The sequence below is a fragment of the Ornithinimicrobium sediminis genome, assembly GCF_021272345.1.
GTDB classification, from domain to species: domain Bacteria; phylum Actinomycetota; class Actinomycetes; order Actinomycetales; family Dermatophilaceae; genus Ornithinicoccus; species Ornithinicoccus sediminis_B.
Window position 1 is genome coordinate 291,224 of sequence record NZ_JAJSDQ010000004.1, and the last position, 23,795, is coordinate 315,018.

Below are 23,795 nucleotides of genomic sequence, written 5' to 3' on the forward strand. Positions count from 1 at the left end.
GCTGGGAGTATGACCGAGCACCCCTCCGACGGCCGGCCGCGCAGCGAGCTGCCCCCGGCCGCACAGCAGCCCACCGCCCCACTTCCTCCCGGTGGCACCCCGCCGCCTCCCGGTGGCACCCCGTCGCCTCCCGGTGGCACCCCGTCGCCTCCCGATGGCACCCCGGGTGGTGGCCAGAGCTCCGGTGGTGATGGTGACCACGGCGCCGGCTACGGCACGCCACCCCCGGGCGGGTCCGGCACGGACCGCCTCTTCGCCGGCCTGCGCGGCATCGACGTGCGCCGCACCGACGACGGGTGGATCGGTGGCGTCTGCGCGGGGCTGGCCCACCGGCTCGGGCTCGACCCGATCGTCGTGCGCGCCGGAGCGGTGGTGCTCGGGATCGTGCTCGGCCTGGGCCTGGCGCTCTACCTGCTCGCGTGGCTGCTCGTGCCCGACACCCGGGAGCAGACGCACCTCGAGCGCGGCCTGCGCGGCGGCGAGGCAGGCTCGATCGTCCTGCTGGTCGCGACCGCGGTCGTGCTCGTGGGCTCCCTGCCGTGGTGGGGTTTCATGACCTTCGACGCGCCCGGCTCGGGCCTGGTCTCGCTGCTGGTCGTCGCCGGCCTGGCCTGGGCGCTGTGGTCGGTGTGGCAACGGCGCTCGGCCCCCGGCGAGGTCGGCCGGACCGGCAGCATGCCCGTGGTCGCCATGGCCCCGTCGGCGGGTGCCGGCGGTGGGCCGCAGACCCGCTCCCCCGCGGCCGGGACGGCCTCCACGTATGCCGCACCGCCGCCACCGCCGGGTGCCACCGGCGGGTACGACCCCAGCCGACCTGTCCCCACCGGTGGCACAGGGTTCGGCGGGTCCGGCTACGGCGGCTACGGCCAGGGCGGCGGGCCCGGTGGGCCCCCACAGCAGGGAGGTCCCCCACCTGCTCCCCCGGCACCGTCTCACCTGCGACGCCGTAGCCCCGGTGCCGTCGGCGGTCTGATCGTCAGCGGTCTGCTGCTGATGGTCGTCGGCGGGCTCATCTGGGCGGCCGACAGCGTCACCCTGTCGGGCAACACCCTCTCGGTGGCGCTCGCGGCCGGTCTGCTCCTGGTCGGTCTCGTCCTGGTGGGCCTCGGGCTCGTCGGCCGGAGGGCAGGCTTCGTGGGCTTCCTCGCCTGGGTCACCCTGGTCGCTGCGGCGCTGACGGCGCCCTTCCCCTCGAGCTTCACCTGGGGGGACCGCGGCGGCGACGTCACCTGGAGCCCCACCCAGGTCTCCGAGCTGCGCGACTACTCCCTGGGCGCCGGCACGGCCGAGCTCACCCTGGAGAGCCTCGACCCGGCCGACCTGAACGGCCAGCGCATCGACGTGGACCTGGGTGCCGGGGAGCTGCGCATCGTCGTCCCGGAGGGGCTCGACGTGACCGTCAACTCCGACGTCGGAGCCGGCGAGGTCACCCTCGAGGGCGACGGCCGCGGCAGCTCGGTCGAGGGTGGTCTCGGAGTCAGTGAGCAGACCGTCCTCGGAGACCTCCCCAGCCAGCTCGAGATCGAGGCCAACGTCGGCCTCGGCACGATCACCATCGTCCAGGAGTGAACGCCATGACCGCACCGCACAGCGACCCCACGGAGCCTCAGAGCACCGGACGCGCCGACACCGCCCCGCAGGAGGGACCTCGCCACTCCACACCTCGCGACTCCACGAGGCCCACCGGCGGCAGCGCACCCCCCGGCGCAGCGGAGCCGGTGCGACCCTCCGGGCCGTCCTGGCCGACGGTCGCCCTCGGCATCGTGTGCATCGTCGTCGCCGGCATGGCCCTGACCTACCAGCTGATCGACATCACCGTCGACTGGTCGATCGCGACCCCGGTCGCGGTCGTCGGCGCGGGCGCCCTGCTCGTGCTCCTCGGCCTGGTCGGCCTGCTCGGAGGCCGCTCCGAGGACGGGACCCGCTAGGCACCTGGTGGCCGGGTGCCCTCCGGGGCGGCACCCGGCCACCGGCTCCTCCGAGGCCGCACGGTCACCGACCGTGCGGCCTCGGCCACGTCATACCCGAGGACCACGACACACAGCGCCGAAGACACATCGTCTCCACGGCGCTCAAGCCGCAGATCCCTCGGAACGGCGCGGCTCGCAGGCGATGGCGTCGCATTGACTTCGGCCAGCTCGGGGTGTTACACATTTCCCAGCATGAGGTCATGAGTCCCAGCCGAAGGCCCCGGCCGGCTGGGCGGCAACCCTCCACTCGCGGTGGGGTGCCCCGGGTGATGACCAGGTGCCCGTCCTCGCGGCCGGGCACAAGCGCGGGCTTCTCAGCCGAGGGGCCCAGCCGACGCCGACCATCAGGAGCGCCGCTGTGACCCGTCGAATGTGTCGCTGCTGAGCCCACTCGCAGCCACCCGTCGCGCCGACGACGCCTGCAGCCGCCCCGGGGCACCCCCGCGCGCGACGCCTTGACGTCCCGGCTGCGGACCCGGCAGGCACCCTCCCCCTTCCACCTCCCCCGCAGACACCTGGAGCACAACCCATGAGCTGGTCCTTCGCCACCCGTCAGATCCACGCCGGCCAGAGCCCCGACAGCGCCACCGGCGCACGCGCACTGCCGATCTACCAGAGCACGTCGTTCGTCTTCGAGGACGCCGACCAGGCGGCCAACCGCTTCGCCCTGGCCGAGCTCGGCCCGATCTACACCCGCATCGGCAACCCCACCAACGAGGTGGTCGAGGCCCGCATCGCCGACCTCGAGGGTGGCGTCGGCGGGCTGCTGGTCGCCTCCGGGCAGTCGGCCGTCACGCTCTCCCTGCTCAACGTGGCCGAGGCAGGGGACCACATCGTCGCCTCCCCCAGCCTCTACGGCGGCACGCAGAACCTCTTCGAGCACACCCTGCCCAAGCTCGGCATCCAGGTGACCTTCGTCGACGACCCCGCCGACCCCCGGTCGTGGCGTGCCGCGACGACCGAGCGCACCAAGGCCTTCTTCGGCGAGACGCTGGCCAACCCCAGCAGCGACGTCCTCGACATCACCGCCGTCGCCGAGGTCGCGCACGAGGTCGGCGTGCCGCTGATCGTGGACAACACCGTGCCCACGCCCTACCTGTGCCGCCCGATCGAGCACGGCGCCGACATCGTGGTGCACTCCGCGACCAAGTTCCTCGGTGGTCACGGCACGGCCATCGGCGGCGTCATCGTGGACAGCGGCAACTTCGACTTCGCCCAGCACCCGGAGCGGTTCCCGGGCTTCAACACCCCGGACGCGAGCTACCACGGGCTGGTCTACGCCCGTGACCTCGGGGTGGGCGGCGCGCTGGGCGCCAACCTCGCCTACGTCCTCAAGGCGCGCGTCCAGCTGCTGCGCGACCTCGGCCCGGCCGCCGCGCCGTTCAACGCCTTCCTCATCGCCCAGGGCCTGGAGACGCTCTCGCTGCGGATCGAGCGGCACGTCGCCAACGCCGAGGCGGTCGCCGGCTGGCTGCTCGAGCACGCGCAGGTGCAGTCGGTGTCGTATGCCGGGCTGCCGGGTCACCCGTCCCACGCCCGCGCCCAGCGCTACCTGCCCGCGGGCGCCGGAGCGGTGCTGGCCTTCGAGATCGACGGCGGCGCCGACGCGGGGCGCCGTTTCGTCTCCGCGCTGCAGCTGCACTCCCACGTGGCCAACATCGGCGACGTCCGGTCGCTGGTCATCCACCCTGCCTCGACCACGCACTCCCAGCTCAGCGAGAGCGCACAGCGGGCGGCCGGCGTGACCCCGGGCCTGGTCAGGCTGTCGGTGGGCCTGGAGCACGTCGACGACATCATCGCCGACCTGGAGGCCGGCTTCATCGCCGCCAAGGGCGCCTGATGGCCGAGCCGGCCCGACTCCTGGAGGGACCCGCCTCGCGTCTGTGCTCAGTGGTGGTGGGCAGCCTGGACACCGACGGTGGCGAGCACCTGCCCGAGGTCAGGATGTCCGTCCAGACGTGGGGCCGGCTCAACGAGGCGGGCGACAACGCGGTGCTGGTGCTGCACGCCCTCACCGGCGACCCCCATGTCGTCGGTGAGGCGGGACCGGGACAACCGACCCCCGGGTGGTGGCCGGGGCTCATCGGGCCGGGCTGCCCGCTGGACACCGAGGAGCTGTTCGTCGTGGCCCCCAACGTGCTCGGTGGGTGCCGCGGCAGCACCGGGCCGAGCACGCCGGCCGCCGACGGGCGGCCCTACGGGTCCAGCTTCCCCGTCCTCACCATCCGCGACCAGGTGCGCGCGGAGGCCGCGCTGGCCGACGCGCTCGGCATCCGCTCCTTCGCCGCGGTGGTCGGCGGCTCGATGGGCGGCATGCGCGCGCTCGAGTGGGCGGTGTCCTACCCAGGGCGGGTCCGCCGCTGCCTGGCCCTGGCCACGTGTGCGGTCGCGACGGCCGACCAGATCGCGTGGGCCACCCCCCAGCTGCACGCCATCCGCGGCGACGCAGGGTTCGCCGGTGGCGACTACTACCCGGGGCCGGGGCCGCGGGCGGGCCTGGAGGTCGCCCGCATGATCGCGCACACGACCTACCGTGCGGCCGAGGAGCTCCAGGACCGCTTCGGACCCGCACCCCAGCTGGGCGAGGAGCCCCTGCGGGGCGGACGGTATGCCGTGCAGTCCTACCTGCAGCACCACGGCCGCAAGCTGGTCCGCCGCTTCGACGCCAACTCCTACCTGGTGCTGACCGAGGCGATGAACAGCCACGACATCGGCCGGGGCCGCGGCGGCGTCGAGGCGGCCCTTCGCCGCATCACCGCAGAGCTCACGGTGGCCGTCGTGGACAGCGACCGGCTCTTCACGCCCGCCGACGGTGCCGTCATCGCCCAGGCGCCGGCCTGCCGTGAGCTGGCGACGATCCACTCCCCCTACGGCCACGACGCCTTCCTCATCGAGACCGAGCAGGTCTTCGACGTCATCAGCCGGGCGCTGCAGGCCACTCCCCCGGCGGTGCGCGCCGCCACTCCCCGCAGCCTGCGACCCTCCGGTCTCTGGTGACCTGCTCGCGGTGACCTGCGCGCACCTGGGTCGATGCGAACCCGGGGGCAACCACGGTGTCCTTCGCTGCGTCTGAGCCCGTGAGGGTCCTGCCACCTACGATGGTGGGAGACACCGGTGAAGGGAGTGGGGATGGACTGGCTGCAGGAGACCCAGTGGCTCTGGTGGGTGGGCGCCGCACTGGTGCTGGGCCTCATCGAGATCGCCTCGCTCGACCTGGTGTTCACCATGCTCGCCCTGGCCGCCGTGGTCGCCGCCGTCGGTGCCGCCCTCGGTCTGAGCTTCCCCCTGCAGGTCATCCTCTTCGTCCTTGCCGCCCTGCTGTCGCTGGCCCTGCTGCGGCCCCTGCTGCTGCGCAAGCTGAAGCTCAGCGGCCCGGTCGTCCCGACCAACACCGACGCCAACGTCGGTCAGAGCGCCGAGGTGCTCGTCCCGGTGACCGACCGCAGCGGCATGGTGAAGCTGCGCGGTGAGCAGTGGACCGCACGCACCGAGACACCGGACGTGGAGCTCGAGGTCGGCCAGATCGTCCGGGTGGTCCGCATCGACGGCGCCACCGCCATCGTCACCGCCACCTGAGACCCCGACCCGGCGACCGCCACCCCAGATCCGCTGCACCGACGAAAGGCACGACATGCCGGACCCACAGACCATCGCTCTCTACCTCGTCCTTTTCCTCCTGGTCCTGTTCGTGGCCACAGCCATCGCCCGCGCGGTGCGCATCGTGCCGCAGGCGACCGCTGTCATCGTGGAGCGGCTCGGTCGCTACAGCCGCACCCTGGACGCGGGGCTGCACATCCTCATCCCCTTCGTCGACAAGGCACGGGCCACCGTCGACCTGCGCGAGCAGGTCGTCTCCTTCCCGCCGCAGCCGGTGATCACCAGCGACAACCTGGTCGTCTCGATCGACACCGTCATCTACTTCCAGCCCACCGACCCCAAGGCGGCGACCTACGAGATCGCCAACTACATCCAGGGCATCGAGCAGCTCACCGTCACCACGCTGCGCAACGTCATCGGCTCGCTGGACCTGGAGCAGACCCTGACCAGCCGTGACCAGATCAACGGCCAGCTGCGCGGCGTCCTCGACGACGCCACCGGCCGCTGGGGCATCCGCGTGAACCGGGTCGAGCTCAAGGCCATCGACCCGCCCGCCAGCGTGCAGGACTCGATGGAGAAGCAGATGCGCGCCGAGCGTGACCGCCGCGCCACCATCCTCAACGCCGAGGGCGTCAAGCAGTCGCAGATCCTCACCGCAGAGGGTGAGAAGCAGGCCCAGATCCTGCGCGCCGAGGGCACCGCCCAGGCCGCGATCCTCGAGGCACAGGGTGAGGCCCGCGCGATCCTGCAGGTCTTCGACGCCATCCACAAGGGCAACCCCGACAGCAAGCTGCTGGCCTACCAGTACCTCCAGATGCTGCCGCAGATCGCCCAGGGCGAGTCCAACAAGATGTGGATCGTGCCGACGGAGCTGACCAAGGCCCTCAGCGGCATCGGCAACGCCCTCGGGGGCGACACCTCGGGCGGGTCCTCCCTCGACGGCCCGGCCGGCAGCGTGAGCCCGGACGCGCACGGCGAGGGGTCCGACCTGGACATCAAGGTGGACGAGCCGCAGCTCGAGGACCCCAACGAGGCGCTGCGCCGCGCCCGGCAGGAGGCTGCTGACGCCACGGCCGAGGCCGAGCGGACGACCGCGACCACCCGCGGTGCCCGTCCCCCGCGGGAGGGCTGAGCCGCAGGTGCTCATCCGTGGCTGCCGCCCCTGGGGGGCGGCGCTGTCCGACGTGCAGGTGAGCGACGGTGTCATCACCGAGGTGACAGCGCACGACCCGGCCGCGCCGGCACAGGAGGACGAGCTCGACGGCCGCGGCCGGCTGATCCTGCCGACGTTCGCCGACGTGCACGTGCATCTCGACTCCACCCGGCTGGGGCTGCCCTTCCGGCCGCACACCGGCGGCTCCGGGGTGTGGGAGATGATGCTCAACGACCGTGCGCACTGGCGCGAGGCCGAGGTCGGGATCGTCGAGCGGGTGGCCCACACACTCGGGGCGATGGTCGCCCGGGGCACGACCCGGGTGCGCAGCTTCGCCCAGGTGGACGTGGACTGCGGGCTGGAGCGGCTGGAGGCCGTGCTGGCTGCGCGCGAGACGCACCGGCGCCGGGCGGAGGTCCAGGTGATCGCCTTCCCCCAGGCCGGGCTGCTGCGCGAGGAGGGCTCCGCGCAGGTGCTGGAGGACGCGCTGCGCGCCGGGGCCGACGTCGTGGGTGGCATCGACCCGTGCGCCCTCGACCGCGACCCGGTGCGCCACCTCGACATCGTCTTCGGCCTGGCCGAGCGGTACCAGCGGCCGGTGGACATCCACCTGCACGAGCCCGGCGAGCTCGGCCGCTTCAGCGCCTCGCTCGTCCTCGAGCGCACCCGGGCCCTCGGCATGCAGGGCAACGTGCTCCTCTCACACGGCTACGGGCTCTGGGACGGCACCGAGTCGCAGACGCGCGCCCTGGTCGAGGACCTCGCCGAGGCCGACGTGGCAACGGCCACGGTCGCACCCGGTGGAGGGCGCGGCATACCGCTCGTGCAGCTCACCGAGGCCGGGGTGCGGGTGGGGCTGGGCGAGGACGGCCAGCGTGACTACTGGTCGCCCTACGGCAACGCCGACATGCTGGACCGCACCTGGCAGCTCGCCTTCACCAGCGGCTTCCGGGCCGACGTGCTCGTCGAGCACTGCGTCGCGGTCGCGACTGCCGGCGGCGCCGCCGTCATGGACCGCGCGCGGCCGCGGCCCGCCTCGGTCGACGACCGGCCCGGCCTGGAGGTGGGCGCCGACGCGCACCTCACGCTGCTTCCCGGGGACACGGTGACCTCGGCGGTGATGGACCGGCCGCAGGACCGGACGGTCATCCACGCCGGCCGGGTCGTGGCCGAGGGCCTCGAGCTGGTCTGACGGCCGCTCAGGCGAGGTCGAGCTGGGCGAGCACCACGCGGGCGATCCGGGCCGGCGGGTTCACCACGTCCTGCACCATCCCGGCCTCGTCCGCGCCGAGTGGCTCCAGGGTGTCCAGCTGCGACTCCAGCAGCGACGGCGGCATGAAGTGCTCGCGCCCCTGCATCCGCTCCATGAGCAGGTTCTTGTCACCGTGCAGGTGCACGAAGAAGGTGCCGTCACCGCCCTTGCGGAGGATGTCGCGGTAGACCCGCCGCAGCGCCGAGCAGGTGAGCACCGTCGACTCACCGCGCGCATGGTGCTCGGCCGTCCAGTCCGCCAGGATGTGCAGCCACGGCCACCGGTCCTCGTCCATCAGCGGGCGCCCGCTGGCCATCTTGTCCAGGTTGGCCTGGGGGTGGTAGTCGTCGCCCTCGGCGAACGGCCAGCCCAGGCGGTCCGCCAGCTCGCGGGCCACGGTGCTCTTGCCGCAGCCGGACACCCCCATCACCACCAGGTGCACGGGCGGGTCGGGGAAGGGAACGGTGGGGGTCATCCCGGTCATGGCACCACGAACCAGAGCAGCACGGCAAGGGCGAAGATGGCCAGACCCAGGGTGGTCTCCATGACGGTCCAGGTCTTGAGGGTGGTCTTGACGTCCATCCCGAAGAACCGGCTGACCAGCCAGAAGCCGGAGTCGTTGACGTGCGAGAGCACCGTGGAGCCGGCAGCGATCGCGAGCACCAGGCACACGACCTTGAGGTCGGACAGGTCGGCGGCGACCACGGCGGTCGACAGCAGGCCCGAGGCGGTGACCAGGGCGACCGTGGCCGACCCCTGCGCCACCCTGAGGATCGTGGCGATGAGGAAGGCCGAGACGATGAGCGGGAGGCCCAGGTCGGCCAGGCTCTCCTCCAGGGCGGCACCGATGCCGCTCTGCCGCAGCACCCCGCCGAACATCCCTCCGGCGCCGGTGATGAGCACGACCGCCGCGATGGGTGCCAGCGCGTCGTTGAGGATGCCCTCGACGGTGGCCAGTGAGCGGCCTCGCCTGCCGAGGGTGTAGCTCGCCACCAGCACGGTGATGAGCAGCGCGACCGGGGTCTGCCCGACCAGGATCAGCACGTCGGCCCAGCCCGCGTCCTCCGCGACCGTGCCGACGGTGCGCAGGGTCGTCAGGGTGGTGTTGAGAGCGATAAGGACCAGGGGCAGCAGCAGGATCGCCAGCACGGAGCCGAAGCTCGGCGGGGTGGCCTCCCGCGGCCGGCCGTCCGGCCCGTCGTCGAGCTCGACCGGGTCACCGCCGGACATGCCGGCGAGCATGCTCTCGCGGATCGGCACGTCGATCTTGCCTGCGTAGGCCTTGACGAACAGGTAGACCCCGACATACCAGCTGACGAAGGCCACCGGCACGCCGACGAGCAGCGTGAGACCGACCGAGCCGCCCAGCTCGGTGGCGGCGGTGACCGGCCCGGGGTGCGGCGGCACGATCGCGTGCATGGCGGCGAAGGCACCCGCCGCGGGCAGCGCGTAGAGCAGCAGCGACCCGCCGAAGCGTCGCGCCACCGAGAAGATGATGGGCAGGAAGACGACCAGACCGGCGTCGAAGAAGATCGGGAAGCCGAAGAGCAGCGCCGCGACGCCGAGCGCGAAGGGCGCACGCTTCTCGCCGAACCGGGCGATGAGGGTGTCGGCGAGCACCTGCGCACCGCCGGTCACCTCGAGCAGCCGGCCGATCATGGCCCCGAGCCCCACGAGCAGGGCCACCTGGCCCAGCGTCGACCCGAAGGCCCCGATCGCGACACCCGGCACGTCCGCGAGCGGGATGCCCGCGACGACGGCGGTGACGAAGCTGATCAGGATGAGCGCGACGAACGCGTGCATCCGCACGACGATGATGAGCACCAGCAGCAGCGCCACGGCTGCCGCAGCGATGGTGAGCAGTGTTCCGGCACCGTATGCCGGGTCGATGGCTTCCATGGGCCCTCCCTGTCCCTGAGAGCCCCTGGGCGAGCCCCCGACTGTTGCCAACGTAGTGGCGCGGGGCAGGTCCTGCAGTCCGAGACCGGTCGGCGGGCGTGCCCGCCTCCACCACCCCCATCTCCGCCATCGGAACGAGACCTGCGACGACGCGGCTCCGCGGCCGGCCACGCACGCCCCCTACGCTGTTCACTGCAGGAACGTACGGTGCCGCACCCCGCTGCCGTAGTCTCGCTCCCCAGATCGCCTGACACCCTCCCAGGAGAGCCATGACCGCCTCGACCTCCGAGCCCGACTTCGACGTCGTCCTGCTCGGCACCGACATCGGCATCTACGCCCTCGCACGTGCCTTCCACGAGCGCTACGGCCTCACCAGCACCGTGATCTCCCGGGTGGTGGCCGGGCCGATCAACTGGTCCTCGTTCATCGAGACGGTCGAGCTGGGCGAGGACGCGCAGCGGGCGGACACGCTGGCCGCGCTGGAGCGCGTCGGCGCCGAGCGCAAGGCCGCCGGCCGCACCACCCTGCTGCTGTCCAACGCCGACTCGTTCAGCCGCATGCTCAGCGAGCAGGCCGAGTGGCTCTCGCAGTGGTACGTCGTGCCCGCCGTCGACGGTCCGGTGCTGGACATGATCGCGGACAAGATCGAGTTCGGCCGGGTCTGCGAGGAGCTCGGCATCCCCGTCCCGCGCACCCTCGTGCAGGACTTCGGCACGGCCGACGACCCCGGCTGGACCCCCGACACCGTCGACCTCACGTTCCCCGTGGTGGCCAAGCCCGCGGTCGGCGCGGCCTACGAGGGCCTGCGCTTCGAGGGCAAGAACAAGATCTACAAGGTGGACACCCCCGAGGAGCTGCTGGACATCTTCGCGCGGGTGCGCCGCGCCGGCTTCCGCGACCGCTTCGTGGTGCAGGAGCTCATCCCCGGCGACGACACCGCGATGCGCAGCATCACGGCCTACGTCGACCAGCGAGGCGAGGTCACCCTCCTGGCCACCGCCCAGGTGCTGCTCCAGGAGCACCAGCCCCTGGCGATCGGCAACCCCGCCGCGATGGTGACCACCCCCTACCCCGACCTCATGGAGCAGGCGGCGCGCCTGCTCCAGCACGTCGGCTACCGGGGCTTCGCCAACTTCGACGTCAAGGTCGACCCGCGTGACGGCGTCGCCAAGTTCTTCGAGGTCAACCCCCGCATCGGCCGCAACAACTACTACGTGACCGCGGCCGGGGCCAACGTGGCCGAGTTCATCACCGGTGACCTCATCCAGGGCCGGGAGCTGGACCAGGTCGTCGTGCGCAACGAGATCCTCTACTCGGTGCTGCCGATGTTCCTCCTGCGCCGCTACCTCAGCCCCGAGCTGAAGACCCTGGTCAAGAAGGTCACCCGCAAGGGGGTCTTCCACCCGCTGGTCACCCACGACTCCCTCAAGCGCAAGGCCTATGTCGCTGCGGCCAAGGCCAACTACGTGAAGAAGTACGCGACGTACTACCCGCGGCCCACGGACTCGGGCTTCTGATCAGTCCGGCAGGTCCACCCAGTCGGTCCCGGTGACGGAGCAGCGCGCCTGTCCGGAGGTGAGGGCCGCCACGGAGGCCTCCAGCGCGGCCACCTCGGTCTGCGCAGCAGCCAGGCGGAGGGTGACCTCGGCTGCGTAGTCGACACCGTGCACCGTGGTGCCCCGCGCCCGCAGGTCGTGCTCCAGCCGGCCCGCGGCCTCGTGGCCCACGACCACCTCGAGCAGCACGACCGGGGTACGCCGCACGACGCGGGCCTCCGCGACGGCCGCCCTCACGGCTCCCCCGTAGGCCCGCACCAGGCCTCCGGTGCCCAGGAGCACACCGCCGAACCAGCGGCTCACGACGGCGACGACGTCGCTCAGGCCTGCTCCGTCCAGCACCTCGAGCATCGGCATACCGGCCGTGCCGCCCGGCTCACCGTCGTCACTGGAGCGTCGCACCGTGCCACCGGGGCCCAGCAGGAACGCCGAGCAGTGGTGTCCGGCGTCCCCGTGCCGGGCGCGCGCCGCCTCGACGACGCCCCAGGCGGACGCCTCGGTGCGCACGGGCTCGAGACGGCACACGAACACCGAGCGTCGCTCCTCGGTGCGCACCTCCACCGGCCGGGCCGGCGTCCGGTAGCTCTCGGGGGCCATCGCAGGAGCCTACGGCGCGTTCCTAGACTGGCGGTATGTCGTCCCCCACCTGCGCCGCCGGGCCGCACCGCGCCGGCACGCGCACCGCTGCCGTCCTCACCGTCCTCCTGGCGCTCCTGGTGACCCTCGTCGCCGCGGCGGGGCCTGCTCGTGCCCACGACGTCCTGCTGGGCTCCTCGCCGGAGGACGGGTCCGTGGAGGAGAGCGCCCCGGAGGAGATCGTGCTCACCTTCTCCGGCGAGATCGCCACGATCGGTGCACAGGTCGTGGTGGAGGGCCCCGACGGGACAGTGGCCGACGGCGACCCCGAGGTCGAGGGCGTCACCGTCACCCAGCCCGTCTCACCCGACGCTCCCGCCGGCGACTACTCCGTCGTCTGGCGCGTCACCTCCGAGGACGGGCACCCCATCTCCGGGGACTTCACCTACGAGGTGACCGGTGACCCGGAGACGGCGGATCCCGCGGCGACGACCGCCCCGGAGAACGAGGGCGCAGCCTCGGACGACGACGCGGCGACCACCAGCGCCCCGGCCGGCACCCCGGGCGCCGACGACGCGCCCGCCACCGAGCGCGCCGCGGCCACGGACGCCGTCGTGCCGGAGACCCCCGGCAGCGCCGGCGGCGGCACGCCGGTCTGGGTCTGGGTCGTGCTCGGAGCAGCGCTGCTCGTGCTCGGCGGGGTGGGCGCGATCGCGGTGCGACGACGCTGAGTCCGCGCCGGGTGCACGGGCACCTCTCCGGCTCATGTACCGTTACGCCTACGAGAAATACACATTCCCGGGCCGGCTCCGCTCGCCGGTCGGTGCACCACGCATCGACCGTCAGGTGATGCCGCCCCGGCAGACGCACGAGGGGGTCACGCCATGGGGCGCGGCCGAGCCAAAGCCAAGCAGACGAAGGTTGCCCGGAGACTGAAGTACTACTCCCCGGACACCGACCTCACCGCACTGGAGCGTGAGCTACGAGCTCGCGAGAGTGCCGAGTCGACCTACGTCGTCCCTGACGACGCCGAGGACGACGAGGCGGACGGTGACGACGTCGACGACACATCAGGCCCCTGGGCCGCGGACGGTCGTTGACCGTTCGCACGACGTGTGACATCCCGGGGCGCCACCGCCCCGGGATTTCTCGCGCCCGGACCGTGTCGCCCTAGACTCACCGGATGGATGCGGACCGGGGGGAGACGTCGCGTCGCGATGCTGCCCTCGCCGGACGCCCCGCGCGGACTCGCCGCTCCGACACCCGGCCCACCGTGCCCGGGTGGGTCTGGCTGGTCCTCATCGTCGTGGGCTTCGCCCTCCTGGTGACCAGCCAGTGGACCCGGTTCGACGAGCGCGAGATCACCATCGACGCGTGGTCGTGCACGAGCACTCCCTCCGCCGACCGGTCGTGGGCCGCCCTGGAGCGCGCCGGCTGCCGGCAGGCCGACCTCGACCTCGAGATCGAGCTCCTGCACGGTGTCGCCCCGGTGTCCGGGCAGACCGGCACCGACCCCGTCGTCGTGCCGTCCGTCGACGGCGACGCCGTCAACCTCTCGCTCAAGGTGGTGCTGGAGAACCCGGCCACGGCCATCGTGCTGGTGGACGCCGCCGCCGACCCGCCGCGGCCCGGTCGCGAGATGAACGGGGACGTCGCGGGCACGCGCTGGAGCTCCCCCTTCGACGTCGCCGAGAGCGAGGACTTCATCCTCCTCGTCGGCCCGCGTCCCGGCACCAGCTGAGACCGGCCTGCTCCCGGACCGCCTGAGCAGTCGGGTCAGCGGTGAGCGCCGACCATGCGGACCGCGCCGCCGTCGACGCCCTTGGCTCCCTGCACGACGTCTGCCTGCACGACGTCGGCCTCGTCGAGGTCGCTGACCACCCCGACCTCCCCCAGCGCCCAGGCGGCCACCCCCCGCTCCCGGGCGTGCCGGACCGCTGCGTCGGCCTGCTCCGCGGGCAGCACCACCACGAAGCCCACCCCCATGTTGAGGGTGCGCTCCAGGTCGTGCTGCGGCACGCGCCCCCAGCGCGCGACGGCGCCGAAGACCGGCGGCAGGGCCCAGGTGGACCGGTCCACCGTGGCGATGGCCCCCGCCGGCAGCACCCGGGCCAGGTTGGCCGCCAGCCCGCCGCCGGTGACGTGGGACAGCGCGTGCACGTCGACACCGTCGCTGCGGACGAGGTCGAGCAGCAGGCGTGTGTAGATCCGGGTGGGCTCGAGCAGCTCCTCCCCCAGGGGCCGCCCGAGCTCCTGGACGTGCGTGCCCCAGTCCAGACCGGCGGCCGCCACGACGCGGCGCACGAGGGAGTAGCCGTTGGAGTGCAGACCCGAGGCCGCCAGCGCGACGACCGCGTCGCCGGCCCGCACCCGCTGCGGGCCGAGCACGTCGTCGTGCTCCACGACCCCGGTGGCCGCCCCGGCGAGGTCGTACTCGTCGGGGCCGAGCAGGCCGGGGTGCTCGGCGGTCTCACCGCCGACCAGGGCCACCCCGGCCAGCTCGCAGCCCTGGGCGATGCCGCCCACGACCGCGGCGATCCGCTCGGGCACGACCCTGCCGCAGGCGATGTAGTCGGTCATGAAGAGCGGCTCGGCGCCGCACACCACGATGTCGTCGACGACCATCCCCACCAGGTCGATGCCGATCGTGTCGTGCACGTCCATGGCCTGGGCGACGGCGACCTTCGTGCCGACCCCGTCGGTGCTGGTCGCCAGGACCGGTCGGCTCATGCCCTTGAGTGCGGAGGCGTCGAACATGCCCGCGAAACCGCCCAGGCCGCCCATCACCTCGGGGCGCTGGGCACGGCGCACCGCGTCCTTCATGAGCTCGACCGCGCGGTCACCCGCCTGGACGTCCACGCCGGCTGCGGCATACGTGATCGGCTCGTCGCTCATCGGGTCCTCGCTGGGTGTCGGGGTCAGGGACGGCGCAGCGCGTCGGCGGCGCCCGTCGGGGCCCCCACCGGCACCCCGTCGGCGTCGACGGTGGAGCCGCGGACAGGCACCTGGCGCGGCGCGCCCGGCACGGGGACGCCGCCGGGGAACTCCAGCTCGAGCACGTCCTTGCCCAGACGGTCGCCGCGCGGCAGCTCGATCGGGTAGACCCCGGAGAAGCACGCGGTGCACAGCTGGTCGGCCGGCTGCTCGGTCGCCTCGACCATGGCCTGCTCGCTGATGTAGCCCAGCGAGTCGGCGCCGACCGAGGCCCGGATCTCGTCGGAGTTGAGGCCGGTCGCGATGAGCTCGGCCCGGGTGGCGAAGTCGATGCCGTAGAAGCAGGGCCAGCGCACCGGAGGCGAGGAGATGCGCACGTGCACCTCGGCGGCGCCCGCCTCGCGCAGCATGCGCACCAGCGCACGCTGCGTGTTGCCGCGCACGATGGAGTCGTCGACGACGACGAGGCGCTTGCCGCGGATCACCTCGCGCAGCGGGTTGAGCTTGAGCCGGATGCCGAGCTGGCGGATCGTCTGGCTCGGGGCGATGAAGGTGCGCCCGACGTAGGCGTTCTTGACCAGCCCCTGGCCGTAGGGGATGCCGCTGGCCTCGGCGTAGCCGATGGCCGCCGGGGTGCCGGACTCCGGGGTCGGCATGACCATGTCGGCGTCGACGGGATGCTCCAGCGCGAGCCGGCGGCCCATCTCGACGCGCGACTCGTAGACCGAGCGACCGGCGAGCTTGGTGTCCGGCCGGGCGAGGTAGACGTACTCGAACACACAGCCCTTGCGTGCCTGCTCGGCGAAGCGATGGCTGCGCAGGCCGTTCTCGTCGATGGCGATGAACTCCCCGGGCTCCACGTCACGGACCACGCTGGCACCCACGATGTCCAGCGCGGCGGTCTCCGAGGCGACGACCCAGCCGCGCTCCAGCCGGCCGAGGACCAGCGGGCGCACCCCCTGGGGGTCGCGTGCGGCATACAGCGTCTGCTCGTCGCAGAAGACCAGCGAGAAGGCTCCACGCAGCATCGGCAGCACCTGCATGGCCGAGGCCTCGAGCGAGCGGTCCGGGTCGGCGGTGAGCAGCCCGGTGACGACGGCCGTGTCGGTGGTGTTGCCGCGCCCCATCTCGCCGGGCACGTCGCGCTTGTCGCCCCCGTGGAGGTCGATGAGGATGTCGCGCAGCTCGTGGGTGTTGATGAGGTTGCCGTTGTGCGCCAGGGCCACGGTGCCGCCGGTGGTGCCGCCGAGCGTCGGCTGGGCGTTCTCCCACGAGTTGCGCCCGGTCGTGGAGTAGCGGCAGTGACCCACGCCGATGTGTCCGCGCAGCGAGGCCAGGCTGGACTCGTCGAACACCTGGGAGACCAGGCCGACGTCCTTGTAGACGAGCAGGGACCGGCCGTCGCTGGTCGCGATGCCGGCCGCCTCCTGGCCGCGGTGCTGCAGCGCGTAGAGGCCGAAGTAGGTCAGCTTGGCGACCTCGTCCCCCGGTGCCCAGACACCGAAGACACCACAGGCGTCCTGCGGGAGGGACTCCTCGGGGAGGAGGTCGTGGGAGAGGCGTCCGTCGGGTCGAGCCACGACGCCCAGTCTCCCACAGTCCGGCTCAGCGCAGCGTGGTCCACTCGACGACGAGGAACACCACCGCGCCCGCCAGCCCCCCGAGCAGGGCCCCGGTGATCCCGAGCAGCACGAGCTCCTGCCCGTCGGAGGCGACCGGGGAGCTGGGTCCCAGCAGCGTCAGCACGATGCCGACGACCAGGCCCAGGACCGCACCGGTCCCCAGGAACGGCAGCAGCCGGGGAGTGCGCGGGCCGTCGGAGGTGGTGCGGCCCACCTGCGGCGCGGCCTCGTCGGGCGAGCCGGAGGGCTGGTCGGAGGACGGGTCGGTCACCCCTCCAGGGTACGCGGCACGTCCTGACGGCGGGCGAGGGCGTCCAGCAGCGAGCGGTGCTCCTCGTCGGTCAGCCCTGCACCCGAGGGCGGCCGCTCGAGCGTCGCCAGCTCGTCGGCCAAGGTCTGCGCCAGGGGACGGGTGGCCAGCCCGTGGGCGCGCGCACGTGCGCCCGTGCGCTGCATCAGGACGTATGCCGTGGGCTCGCCGCCGAGCCACAGCGGGAGCGAGCGTGGCCCCGCCCAGGGCTGGACCCCCTGCTGCTGCAGCCACGGCGCAGGTGCCGGCACCAGCGGCCCACGGTGTCCTGCCACGGCGCGGGCCAGGGCGAGGACGTCGCCGAGCGGCGTCGTCGGCCCCACGGCGTCCATCGCGCCTGCGACCCGGTGCCGCGCGGCGTGGGCGACCCAGGTGGCGAGGTCGCGGACGTCCACCAGCTGCACCGGCTGGTCGTCGGCCTCGGGCACGAGCACCCGGTCGCCGGGAGTGCCGGGGTGGGCGAAGCGCCAGGGCCAGTAGCCGCTGCGGCCGCTGCGGTCCCCCGGCCCGCCGATGAGGCCCGCCCGCACCAGCAGGCTGCGCTCGGCGCCGAAGGCCGCCACGACCAGCTGCTCGCCCGCCACCTTGGCCGGCCCGTAGTCCTGGGGGCCCTGCATCTCGTCGGCCGGGAGGGCCGGCAGCAGCGGCGTGTCGTCCTCGTCGCGCCCCCCGGCAGCCTCGGCGTAGGCGCTGCCCGAGGAGACGAAGACGTAGTGACCGGCGACGGGGGCCAGGTCACGCACGGCACGACGCACGTGGTGCGGCTGCCGGGCCACGTCCACGACGGCGTCCCAGCGCTCGGCCCGCACCTCGGCCAGCGCGTCCTCCCGGTCCCTGTCCGCCTGCACCCAGCGCACCCCCTCGGGCACCCGGCCGGACACCCCGCGGGCCACCGCGGTCACCTCGTGGCCGGCCGCGCGCGCCTCCCGGCAGACCGTCGCACCCAGGAAGCCGGTGCCGCCCAGCACGAGCAGACGCATCTCAGGGCTCCAGCTCGATGTGGTCCAGCACCGCGGGGTCGGCGCGGTAGGGGTCCTCGGGGCGCGGCCAGTGGACGATGACGTCGGTGAAGCCCAGCTCGCGTGCCCGGCCGACCTGCTCGGCGAAGAAGCCCGGGCTGCGCAGCGCCGGGACGCCGCTGGAGTCGAGGGACAGGTAGCGGTCGGGGTCGTGCCCTCCGGGACGGTGGCCGTCGGCCACCGCCTGCTCGACGGCGACGCAGAAACGCTCCGACAGCTCCCCCACCCCGTCCCACCACGCGTCGACGGCGGCGGTGTCGGTGAGGTCCTGCGCCTGGCCGGCCGGACCCGTCGTGACCCACCCTTGGCCCTGCCGCGCCGCCAGCGCCATCGCCTTGGGCCCGTTGGCCGCGACGACGAAGGGCACCCTGGGCTGCTGGACGCAGCCGGGGACGTTGCGGGCGTCCACCGCCCCGTAGAACTCGCCCTGATGGTCGACGTGGTCGGTGGTCAGCGTGCGGTCGAGCAGGTCGACGAACTCGGCGAACCGCCGGGTCCGCTCCCCCCGGCTCAGGTGCTGGCCCAGGATCTGCGCGTCGCGCTCACCGCCGGTGCCCAGACCCAGCACGACCCGGCCGTGGCTGATGTCGTCGAGGGTCACGACGTCCCGCGTGAAGGTCACCGGGTGGCGGTAGTTGGGGGAGGCGACGAAGGTGCCGAGCCGGATGCGCTCGGTCACCATCGCCGCAGCCGTGAGGGTCGCCACGGTCGAGTGCCAGGGCGAGTCCGGCAGCCCGCCCCAGACGAGGTGGTCGTAGGTCCAGGCGTGGTCGAAGCCGCGCTCCTCGGCGTGCCGCCAGAGCGGCTCGGCCTGTCGCCAGGGGTGTTCGGGGAGGATGCAGATGCCGTAGCGCACGTCCCTCATCCTCGCGCCTCGCCGCCGCTCGCGCACCCTCCGCCCGTCCGCGCACGTCCGTTGCTCATCCGCGCACCCCGGCCTGGGTGTCGTGCGCGTCGACCATGCTCTGCGAGACCTGCGAGGCGACATACGCCACGGCCAGCAGACAGGTCACCGTCGCCCCGACGAAGACCGCCGGCAGGCCCCACGTCTCGGCCACCTGGCCGCCCAGGACCGCGCCCAGCGGCATCAGGCCGTAGCCGATGGTGCGTGCCGCACCACCGACCCGGCCCAGCAGCTCACCGGGGACGAGTCGCTGGCGCACGGTCTGGCCGATGACGTTGCCGATCGTGTTGGTGACGCCCAGCACCAGGAAGGTCGCCGCGATGGGCACCGGGCGCGGCCAGAGCAGCGGCACCAGCAGGCCCACTGAGTTGACCCCCCAACAGGCGAACATCAACGGCATCTCGGCCCAGCGCCGCACCAGCCGCTCGGCCAGCAGCGAGCCGACCACGGCACCCACGGCCAGGAGCATGACGAGCAGCGGGTAGTGCTCCGCCGCCAGACCCACCTGGGACCCCGCGCCGACGACCCACAGCACGAAGACGGCGAAGTAGCCGGTGTTGGCCATGTTGAGCACCGAGCCGCTGACCAGCAGGGGACGCAGCACCGGGTGGCGCAGCAGGAAGCGCGCGCCCTCGGTGACCTCCGCCCACCCCGTCGCGGTCCCCGTGCGCTCGACGCGGTAGCTGCCCCGCATCCCCAGCCCGACGACCAGCAGGAAGGTGACGGCGAGGGCGGCCGGCACGCCGGCGGCCCAGCCCGCACCGAGCACGAGGAGCCCGGCGGCGATCGGTGCGCCGACGAAGGTCGCGCACACCTGCTGCACGGCCAGGACCCGCCCGTTGGCCGCCGACAGCCGCGAGCGCGGGGCGATGCTGGGGACGATCGAGGAGCCGGCGAGGTCGACCACGACGTCGGTGATGCCGTAGCCGAAGGCGACCGCGATGAGCAGCGGCATCGTCAGCCGGTCGCTCACGAGCAACGTCGTGAGCGTCACCAGCAGGGTGACGCGCACAGCCATGCCGGCGAGCTGGGTGCGCCTGCGGTCGGTCCGGTCGACCACGACACCGGCGAGGATGCCGAAGAGCAGCCACGGGAGGAAGAAGGCCACCGAGATCAGGGAGACCAGCAGCGGCGAGCGGGTCAGGGTGACCGCGATGAGCGGCACCGCCGCGGCCATGATGCCGTCGGCGATGTTGGCCAGGCCGACCCCGGTCAGGTGGACGTGGAAGGTGCGCCCCAGCGGCGCGACGGGCTGGCCGGCGGCGGTGTCGCGTGCTCTGGTGTCGGCGGTCATGGTCTCTCCCGTAGGCTTGTCCAAAGGAACATCTGCAAAGACTTCTCTGCAAAGGTATCTCTGGAAATGACGGATGACAAGCCCCAGGAGCGAGTGCTCGACGCGAGCGCGATGAAGGCCTTCGCCCATCCGCTGCGGATGGCGATGTACAACTACCTGACCGACCACGGGTCGGCCACGGCGACGATGCTGGCCCAGCACCTCGACGAGAGCACCGGCCAGACGAGCTACCACCTGCGCCAGCTCGAGCGGCACGGGTTCGTCGAGGAGGACACGGGGCGCGGGTCCGGCCGGGAGCGCTGGTGGAAGCCGGTCAGCTACACCCTGCACGGCACCGAGGTGCGCGACGACCCGTCCGCCGAGCTGCCGGTCCGGATGATGCTGCAGGCCACCATCGACCACCGGGCGACCACGATGAGCCGCTGGCTGGAGCAGGCACTCGACGAGCCTCAGGAGTGGGTGGAGGCGACCGTCAACTCCTCGGCCACCGCTCCCATGACGCTGGCGGAGGCCACGTCCATGCGCGACGAGGTCTTCGCCGTGCTCGTCCGGCACCTCGAGGCCGCACGCGAGGCGCACCCCGACCCCGACGACCCCACGACGCGCCGGATGCGGGTCTACTTCGACTCGTTCCCGCTCACCCGTTGATCAGGGCAGGAGGGGCAGGTATGACGTGAGGTCGGACCGGCTGCCGCTGGCCCGGACCGCGCCACCGGCCCGCGCCTCCTCCCAGGTCAGCTCCCCGGTGGCCAGGCCGAGCCAGCCGGCGCCGTCGGTCTCGACCACGTTGGTCGGGGTGCCGCGGGTGTGCCGGGGCCCCTCGACGCACTGCACCGCCCCGTGCGGCGGGACGCGCACCTCGACGGACCGGCCGGGCGCCCGGGCCGCCAGCTCCTCCAGGGTGTAGCGCACGGCGGTCGCCAGGACCGCGCGTGGCACCTGGGAGCGGTCCGGCGCGGCACGCCATACGGCCAGCGCCTGCTCACCGTCGGCCACGGGCACCCTGCGACGCGGCGGCACGGCTCAGCCGAGCGGGTCGCGCTCGATCGGGCAGGACATGCACCGGGGCCCGCCGCGGCCCCGGCCCAGCTCGCCGCCGGAGATCTCGAGCACCTCGATGCCCTGCCCCCGCAGGTAGTCGTTCGTCACGGTGTTGCGCTGGTAGGCCACGACGACGCCGGGCTCCAGGGCGAGCACGTTGCACCCGTCGTCCCACTGCTCGCGCGCGGCGGCACGCGGGTCCTGCTCGGCCGCGAGCACCCTGAGCTTGTCGAGCCCGAGGGCGCCGGCGATGACCTGCTCCATCTGAGCCGGCGCGTGCGGCTCGACGACGACCTCGACCTCGCCGTCCTGCTCGTCGCCGGCGGTGAGCGTCCACGACTTGAGGTCGGGCAGCTGGCTGTAGCGGGTGAAGCTCTCCTCGTCGAGCATGGTCATCACCGTGTCGAGGTGCATCGCCGAGCGCGACTTGGGCATGTCGACGGCGATGATGCGCTCCACCTCGCCCCGGCCCAGCATGCGCCGGGCGAGCCGTTCGACCCCCTGTGCGGTCGTGCGCTCGCTGAGGCCGATCAGGACGCTGCCGTTGCCCAGGACGAGGATGTCGCCTCCCTCGGCCGTGGCCGGGCCCCCTTCCAGGCCCTCGGACCACCACCGGGCCTCGGAGCCGGCGAACATCGGGTGGTAGGTGTAGATCGCCTCGTAGTGCACGGTCTCGCGGCGCCGGGCCTTCTTGTGCATCGAGTTGACGGCCACCCCGTCGTACACCCAGGCCGAGGTGTCGCGGGTGAACAGGTGGTTGGGCAGCGGCGCGAGCAGCGACTCGTGCTCGGCGAGCTGGGCGATGCTGATGGAGCGGGTGCCCGAGATCCGGTCGAGGATCTCGCCCTTGGTGATGCCGGCGATGAGGTAGGTCGCCAGCTCCGTGTCGCTCATGTCGTCGAACATCTGCCACAGCTGCTCCGCCGCGAGCGGACCGACATGGCGCTCGTCGAGGGACACCTCCAGCACCCGCCGGCGGGCCTCCGGCACGGCCAGGGTCTCGGTGAGCAGCTGCTCGAAGTGGTGCACGGTCACGCCGCGCTCCTGCATCACCCGGGTGAAGCCGTCGTGCTCCTCCTGGGCGCGCTCGACCCACAGGATCTCGTCGAAGAGGTAGCGCTCCTTGTTGTCGGGCGTCAGGCGGGCCATCTCCAGACCGGGCCGGTGCACGATCACCTGGCGCAGCCGGCCCACCTCTGAGCCCACGTGCAGTGTCATTGGCCTTGTCCCTTCGTCTGCCGAGCGAGGACCCCATCCTGTCACTGCCCGGTGGCAGGATGGCAGCCATGAAGGCGACCCTCCTGCACGCGCCCGGCGACATCCGCATCGAGCAGGTGCCCGACCCCGGGATCGTGCTGCCGACCGACGCGCTGGTGCGCGTGACCGCCAGCTGTGTCTGCGGCTCGGACCTGTGGCCCTACCGGGGCGTGAGCCCGGTGGGCAGGCCACGCCGGATCGGCCACGAGTTCGTCGGCGTCGTCGTGGAGGTCGGCTCCGAGGTCCGCACCCTGCGGGCCGGTGACTTCGTCGTCGCGCCGTTCACCTACTCCGACAACACCTGCCCGCACTGCCGGGCCGGCGTGCACACCGCCTGTGCCCACGGCGGCGGGTGGGGCAGCCCCGACGAGCACGGCCACCTGGTCGACGGCGGCCAGGGCGAGTGGGTGCGGGTGCCGCAGGCGGACGGCACGCTCGTCGCGGCGCCGGAGGCGCCGGACGAGGCACTGCTTCCGGCGATGCTGGCGCTCAGCGACGTCATGGGCACGGGCTGGCACGCCGCGGTGTCGGCCCGGGTGAAGCCGGGCGACACCGTGGTGGTGGTGGGCGACGGAGCTGTCGGGCTGTGCGGCGTGCTCGCCGCCACCCGGATGGGCGCAGAGCGGGTGGTCGCGATGTCGCGCCACGCGCCGCGGCAGGCGGTGGCCCGCGCGTTCGGCGCCGCCGAGGTCGTCGCCGAGCGCGGCGAGGAGGGAGTGGCCGCGGTCAAGGAGCTCACCGGCGGCGTCGGCGCCGACGCGGTGCTGGAGTGCGTCGGCACCGGGGAGTCCATGCAGCAGGCCTTCGACAGCCTCCGGCCCGGGGGCACCGTCGGCTACGTCGGGGTGCCGCACGGGGTGGAGGTGCCGATCCGCCAGATGTTCGGCAGCAACCTCAACCTCGCCGGCGGGGTCGCGCCGGTGCGGCACTACCTGGAGCAGCTGCGCGACGACGTGCTGGCCGGAGCGATCGACCCCGGCGCGGTCTTCGACCTGACCCTGCCGCTGGACGACGTGGCCGAGGCCTACGCCGCGATGGACGAGCGCCGCGCGATCAAGGTGATGCTCCGACCCTGAGCCCGGCGCGGGCCCGGTGGGCACGCAGGGCAGGAAGGACCCCCCGCGTACCTGGAAGAGCTCACCTGCCCTTGCTGCATTCCTGCCCTGGGGGAGTTCAGTGAGGTACCACCACGCGGGGGGCCGGTGAGCAGTCTACGCACCGGCCGCGTGAGGGTGAAACCGGCCCGGGAGGCGGCACACGGGCCCTCGGCGGTGCTCGATTTCGGCGGCGACGCGGCTCTCGGGTAGCCTCTCCGGCGGAGGATTCGCATAGTGGCCTAGTGCGCACGATTGGAAATCGTGTTGGGGATGAAACCCCTCGCGGGTTCAAATCCCGCATCCTCCGCCACACC

24 protein-coding genes, 1 tRNA gene, 1 other RNA gene and 1 riboswitch are annotated in these 23,795 nt (G+C 73.0%); of the genes, 14 read left to right on the top strand and 12 right to left on the bottom strand.

The features are described 5' to 3' along the window. Positions 1–9: 9 nt before the first annotated feature. From LVO85_RS11475 to LVO85_RS11505, 7 genes are all read left to right on the top strand, one after another. Complete coding sequence (locus tag LVO85_RS11475) at positions 10–1,569, top strand: PspC domain-containing protein (protein WP_232747615.1); 1,560 nt, start codon at positions 10–12, stop codon at positions 1,567–1,569. Between the two features lie 5 nt (positions 1,570–1,574). Then, entirely contained in the window at positions 1,575–1,928 is a 354-nt protein-coding gene (locus tag LVO85_RS11480) for a hypothetical protein (protein WP_232747616.1), read from the top strand. Between the two features lie 238 nt (positions 1,929–2,166). Next, a riboswitch (SAM riboswitch) is annotated at positions 2,167–2,282 on the top strand. 217 nt (positions 2,283–2,499) lie between these two features. Beyond that, a complete protein-coding gene (locus LVO85_RS11485; RefSeq protein ID WP_232747617.1) occupies positions 2,500–3,810 on the top strand; it encodes a bifunctional o-acetylhomoserine/o-acetylserine sulfhydrylase in 1,311 nt (436 codons plus the stop codon). Continuing rightward, entirely contained in the window at positions 3,810–4,967 is a 1,158-nt protein-coding gene (metX, locus tag LVO85_RS11490) for a homoserine O-acetyltransferase MetX (protein ID WP_232747618.1), read from the top strand. The genes LVO85_RS11485 and metX overlap by 1 nt, the downstream gene beginning before the upstream one ends. 132 nt (positions 4,968–5,099) lie before the next feature. Next, the gene (locus LVO85_RS11495; RefSeq protein WP_232747619.1) at positions 5,100–5,546 is read left to right on the top strand and encodes an NfeD family protein; all 447 of its coding nucleotides are present in this window, start codon (positions 5,100–5,102) and stop codon (positions 5,544–5,546) included. Positions 5,547–5,601: 55 nt separating this feature from the next. Next, positions 5,602–6,699: an SPFH domain-containing protein gene (locus LVO85_RS11500; RefSeq protein ID WP_232747620.1), complete on the top strand. Its 1,098-nt coding sequence runs from the start codon at positions 5,602–5,604 to the stop codon at positions 6,697–6,699. Next, positions 6,674–7,912: an amidohydrolase family protein gene (locus LVO85_RS11505; RefSeq protein WP_408637688.1), complete on the top strand. Its 1,239-nt coding sequence runs from the start codon at positions 6,674–6,676 to the stop codon at positions 7,910–7,912. Before LVO85_RS11500 ends, LVO85_RS11505 begins: the two co-directional genes overlap by 26 nt. Positions 7,913–7,919: 7 nt before the next feature. Here the strand turns inward: LVO85_RS11505 and LVO85_RS11510 are convergent, their stop codons facing one another. Next, entirely contained in the window at positions 7,920–8,447 is a 528-nt protein-coding gene (locus tag LVO85_RS11510) for a gluconokinase (RefSeq protein WP_232747621.1), read from the bottom strand. Between the two features lie 5 nt (positions 8,448–8,452). Further along, positions 8,453–9,871, bottom strand: coding sequence for a GntP family permease (locus tag LVO85_RS11515; protein WP_232747622.1), 1,419 nt, complete (start codon positions 9,869–9,871; stop codon positions 8,453–8,455). A 269-nt stretch (positions 9,872–10,140) separates the two neighbouring features. On the opposite strand from LVO85_RS11515, the gene LVO85_RS11520 reads away from it, so the two are divergent. After that, positions 10,141–11,388: a carboxylate--amine ligase gene (locus LVO85_RS11520; protein ID WP_232747623.1), complete on the top strand. Its 1,248-nt coding sequence runs from the start codon at positions 10,141–10,143 to the stop codon at positions 11,386–11,388. On the opposite strand, the gene LVO85_RS11525 is transcribed toward LVO85_RS11520, so the two are convergent. Further along, positions 11,389–12,024 (bottom strand): IMPACT family protein, encoded by a 636-nt coding sequence (locus tag LVO85_RS11525; protein WP_232747624.1) that lies wholly within the window; start codon positions 12,022–12,024, stop codon positions 11,389–11,391. A 35-nt stretch (positions 12,025–12,059) separates the two neighbouring features. Between LVO85_RS11525 and LVO85_RS11530 the strand changes: the two genes are divergently transcribed. The 3 genes from LVO85_RS11530 to LVO85_RS11540 all read left to right on the top strand — a co-directional run bounded on the left by LVO85_RS11530 (position 12,060) and on the right by LVO85_RS11540 (position 13,744). Continuing rightward, complete coding sequence (locus LVO85_RS11530; RefSeq protein WP_232747625.1) at positions 12,060–12,734, top strand: copper resistance CopC family protein; 675 nt, start codon at positions 12,060–12,062, stop codon at positions 12,732–12,734. 153 nt (positions 12,735–12,887) lie between these two features. Beyond that, complete coding sequence (locus tag LVO85_RS11535) at positions 12,888–13,103, top strand: DUF3073 domain-containing protein (RefSeq protein WP_232747626.1); 216 nt, start codon at positions 12,888–12,890, stop codon at positions 13,101–13,103. An 83-nt stretch (positions 13,104–13,186) separates the two neighbouring features. Continuing rightward, positions 13,187–13,744, top strand: coding sequence for a hypothetical protein (locus LVO85_RS11540; RefSeq protein WP_232747627.1), 558 nt, complete (start codon positions 13,187–13,189; stop codon positions 13,742–13,744). 35 nt (positions 13,745–13,779) lie between these two features. On the opposite strand, the gene purM is transcribed toward LVO85_RS11540, so the two are convergent. The 6 genes from purM to LVO85_RS11570 are packed head-to-tail and all read right to left on the bottom strand — an operon-like array spanning position 13,780 to position 20,086. After that, positions 13,780–14,898, bottom strand: coding sequence for a phosphoribosylformylglycinamidine cyclo-ligase (purM, locus tag LVO85_RS11545; RefSeq protein ID WP_232747628.1), 1,119 nt, complete (start codon positions 14,896–14,898; stop codon positions 13,780–13,782). Between the two features lie 23 nt (positions 14,899–14,921). Beyond that, positions 14,922–16,517 carry an amidophosphoribosyltransferase gene (gene purF, locus LVO85_RS11550; RefSeq protein ID WP_232747629.1) on the bottom strand — a complete coding sequence of 532 codons (1,596 nt, stop codon included), beginning with the start codon at positions 16,515–16,517 and terminating at the stop codon, positions 14,922–14,924. A gap of 25 nt (positions 16,518–16,542) precedes the next feature. Beyond that, entirely contained in the window at positions 16,543–16,830 is a 288-nt protein-coding gene (locus LVO85_RS11555; protein ID WP_232747630.1) for a hypothetical protein, read from the bottom strand. Then, positions 16,827–17,849, bottom strand: coding sequence for an NAD-dependent epimerase/dehydratase family protein (locus tag LVO85_RS11560; protein ID WP_232747631.1), 1,023 nt, complete (start codon positions 17,847–17,849; stop codon positions 16,827–16,829). The genes LVO85_RS11555 and LVO85_RS11560 overlap by 4 nt, the downstream gene beginning before the upstream one ends. Position 17,850: 1 nt before the next feature. Continuing rightward, entirely contained in the window at positions 17,851–18,753 is a 903-nt protein-coding gene (locus LVO85_RS11565; RefSeq protein ID WP_232747632.1) for an LLM class flavin-dependent oxidoreductase, read from the bottom strand. Between the two features lie 55 nt (positions 18,754–18,808). After that, complete coding sequence (locus tag LVO85_RS11570) at positions 18,809–20,086, bottom strand: MFS transporter (protein ID WP_232747633.1); 1,278 nt, start codon at positions 20,084–20,086, stop codon at positions 18,809–18,811. Positions 20,087–20,152: 66 nt separating this feature from the next. Between LVO85_RS11570 and LVO85_RS11575 the strand changes: the two genes are divergently transcribed. Then, positions 20,153–20,734 (top strand): winged helix-turn-helix domain-containing protein, encoded by a 582-nt coding sequence (locus LVO85_RS11575; RefSeq protein WP_232747634.1) that lies wholly within the window; start codon positions 20,153–20,155, stop codon positions 20,732–20,734. On the opposite strand, the gene LVO85_RS11580 is transcribed toward LVO85_RS11575, so the two are convergent. Both LVO85_RS11580 and LVO85_RS11585 read right to left on the bottom strand, forming a co-directional pair. Further along, positions 20,735–21,106: a sterol carrier family protein gene (locus LVO85_RS11580; RefSeq protein ID WP_408637689.1), complete on the bottom strand. Its 372-nt coding sequence runs from the start codon at positions 21,104–21,106 to the stop codon at positions 20,735–20,737. A 3-nt stretch (positions 21,107–21,109) separates the two neighbouring features. Next, positions 21,110–22,345: an arginine deiminase gene (locus LVO85_RS11585; protein WP_232747635.1), complete on the bottom strand. Its 1,236-nt coding sequence runs from the start codon at positions 22,343–22,345 to the stop codon at positions 21,110–21,112. Between the two features lie 68 nt (positions 22,346–22,413). Between LVO85_RS11585 and LVO85_RS11590 the strand changes: the two genes are divergently transcribed. After that, the gene (locus tag LVO85_RS11590) at positions 22,414–23,460 is read left to right on the top strand and encodes a zinc-dependent alcohol dehydrogenase family protein (protein WP_232747636.1); all 1,047 of its coding nucleotides are present in this window, start codon (positions 22,414–22,416) and stop codon (positions 23,458–23,460) included. A gap of 31 nt (positions 23,461–23,491) precedes the next feature. On the opposite strand, the gene ffs is transcribed toward LVO85_RS11590, so the two are convergent. Continuing rightward, an RNA gene (gene ffs, locus LVO85_RS11595) (signal recognition particle sRNA small type) lies at positions 23,492–23,588 on the bottom strand. 113 nt (positions 23,589–23,701) lie between these two features. Between ffs and LVO85_RS11600 the strand changes: the two genes are divergently transcribed. Then, positions 23,702–23,791, top strand: a tRNA-Ser gene (locus LVO85_RS11600). Positions 23,792–23,795 lie beyond the last annotated feature (4 nt).

Bases quoted from the DNA above. Each gene is read 5' to 3' on its own strand.
- LVO85_RS11475 (WP_232747615.1), top strand. From the start codon at position 10: ATGACCGAGCACCCCTCCGACGGCCGGCCGCGCAGCGAGCTGCCCCCG.
- LVO85_RS11480 (WP_232747616.1), top strand. From the start codon at position 1,575: ATGACCGCACCGCACAGCGACCCCACGGAGCCTCAGAGCACCGGACGC.
- LVO85_RS11485 (WP_232747617.1), top strand. From the start codon at position 2,500: ATGAGCTGGTCCTTCGCCACCCGTCAGATCCACGCCGGCCAGAGCCCC.
- metX (WP_232747618.1), top strand. From the start codon at position 3,810: ATGGCCGAGCCGGCCCGACTCCTGGAGGGACCCGCCTCGCGTCTGTGC.
- LVO85_RS11495 (WP_232747619.1), top strand. From the start codon at position 5,100: ATGGACTGGCTGCAGGAGACCCAGTGGCTCTGGTGGGTGGGCGCCGCA.
- LVO85_RS11500 (WP_232747620.1), top strand. From the start codon at position 5,602: ATGCCGGACCCACAGACCATCGCTCTCTACCTCGTCCTTTTCCTCCTG.
- LVO85_RS11510 (WP_232747621.1), bottom strand. From the start codon at position 8,447: ATGACCCCCACCGTTCCCTTCCCCGACCCGCCCGTGCACCTGGTGGTG.
- LVO85_RS11515 (WP_232747622.1), bottom strand. From the start codon at position 9,871: ATGGAAGCCATCGACCCGGCATACGGTGCCGGAACACTGCTCACCATC.
- LVO85_RS11520 (WP_232747623.1), top strand. From the start codon at position 10,141: ATGACCGCCTCGACCTCCGAGCCCGACTTCGACGTCGTCCTGCTCGGC.
- LVO85_RS11525 (WP_232747624.1), bottom strand. From the start codon at position 12,024: ATGGCCCCCGAGAGCTACCGGACGCCGGCCCGGCCGGTGGAGGTGCGC.
- LVO85_RS11530 (WP_232747625.1), top strand. From the start codon at position 12,060: ATGTCGTCCCCCACCTGCGCCGCCGGGCCGCACCGCGCCGGCACGCGC.
- LVO85_RS11535 (WP_232747626.1), top strand. From the start codon at position 12,888: ATGGGGCGCGGCCGAGCCAAAGCCAAGCAGACGAAGGTTGCCCGGAGA.
- LVO85_RS11540 (WP_232747627.1), top strand. From the start codon at position 13,187: ATGGATGCGGACCGGGGGGAGACGTCGCGTCGCGATGCTGCCCTCGCC.
- purM (WP_232747628.1), bottom strand. From the start codon at position 14,898: ATGAGCGACGAGCCGATCACGTATGCCGCAGCCGGCGTGGACGTCCAG.
- LVO85_RS11560 (WP_232747631.1), bottom strand. From the start codon at position 17,849: ATGCGTCTGCTCGTGCTGGGCGGCACCGGCTTCCTGGGTGCGACGGTC.
- LVO85_RS11565 (WP_232747632.1), bottom strand. From the start codon at position 18,753: ATGAGGGACGTGCGCTACGGCATCTGCATCCTCCCCGAACACCCCTGG.
- LVO85_RS11570 (WP_232747633.1), bottom strand. From the start codon at position 20,086: ATGACCGCCGACACCAGAGCACGCGACACCGCCGCCGGCCAGCCCGTC.
- LVO85_RS11575 (WP_232747634.1), top strand. From the start codon at position 20,153: ATGACGGATGACAAGCCCCAGGAGCGAGTGCTCGACGCGAGCGCGATG.
- LVO85_RS11585 (WP_232747635.1), bottom strand. From the start codon at position 22,345: ATGACACTGCACGTGGGCTCAGAGGTGGGCCGGCTGCGCCAGGTGATC.
- LVO85_RS11590 (WP_232747636.1), top strand. From the start codon at position 22,414: ATGAAGGCGACCCTCCTGCACGCGCCCGGCGACATCCGCATCGAGCAG.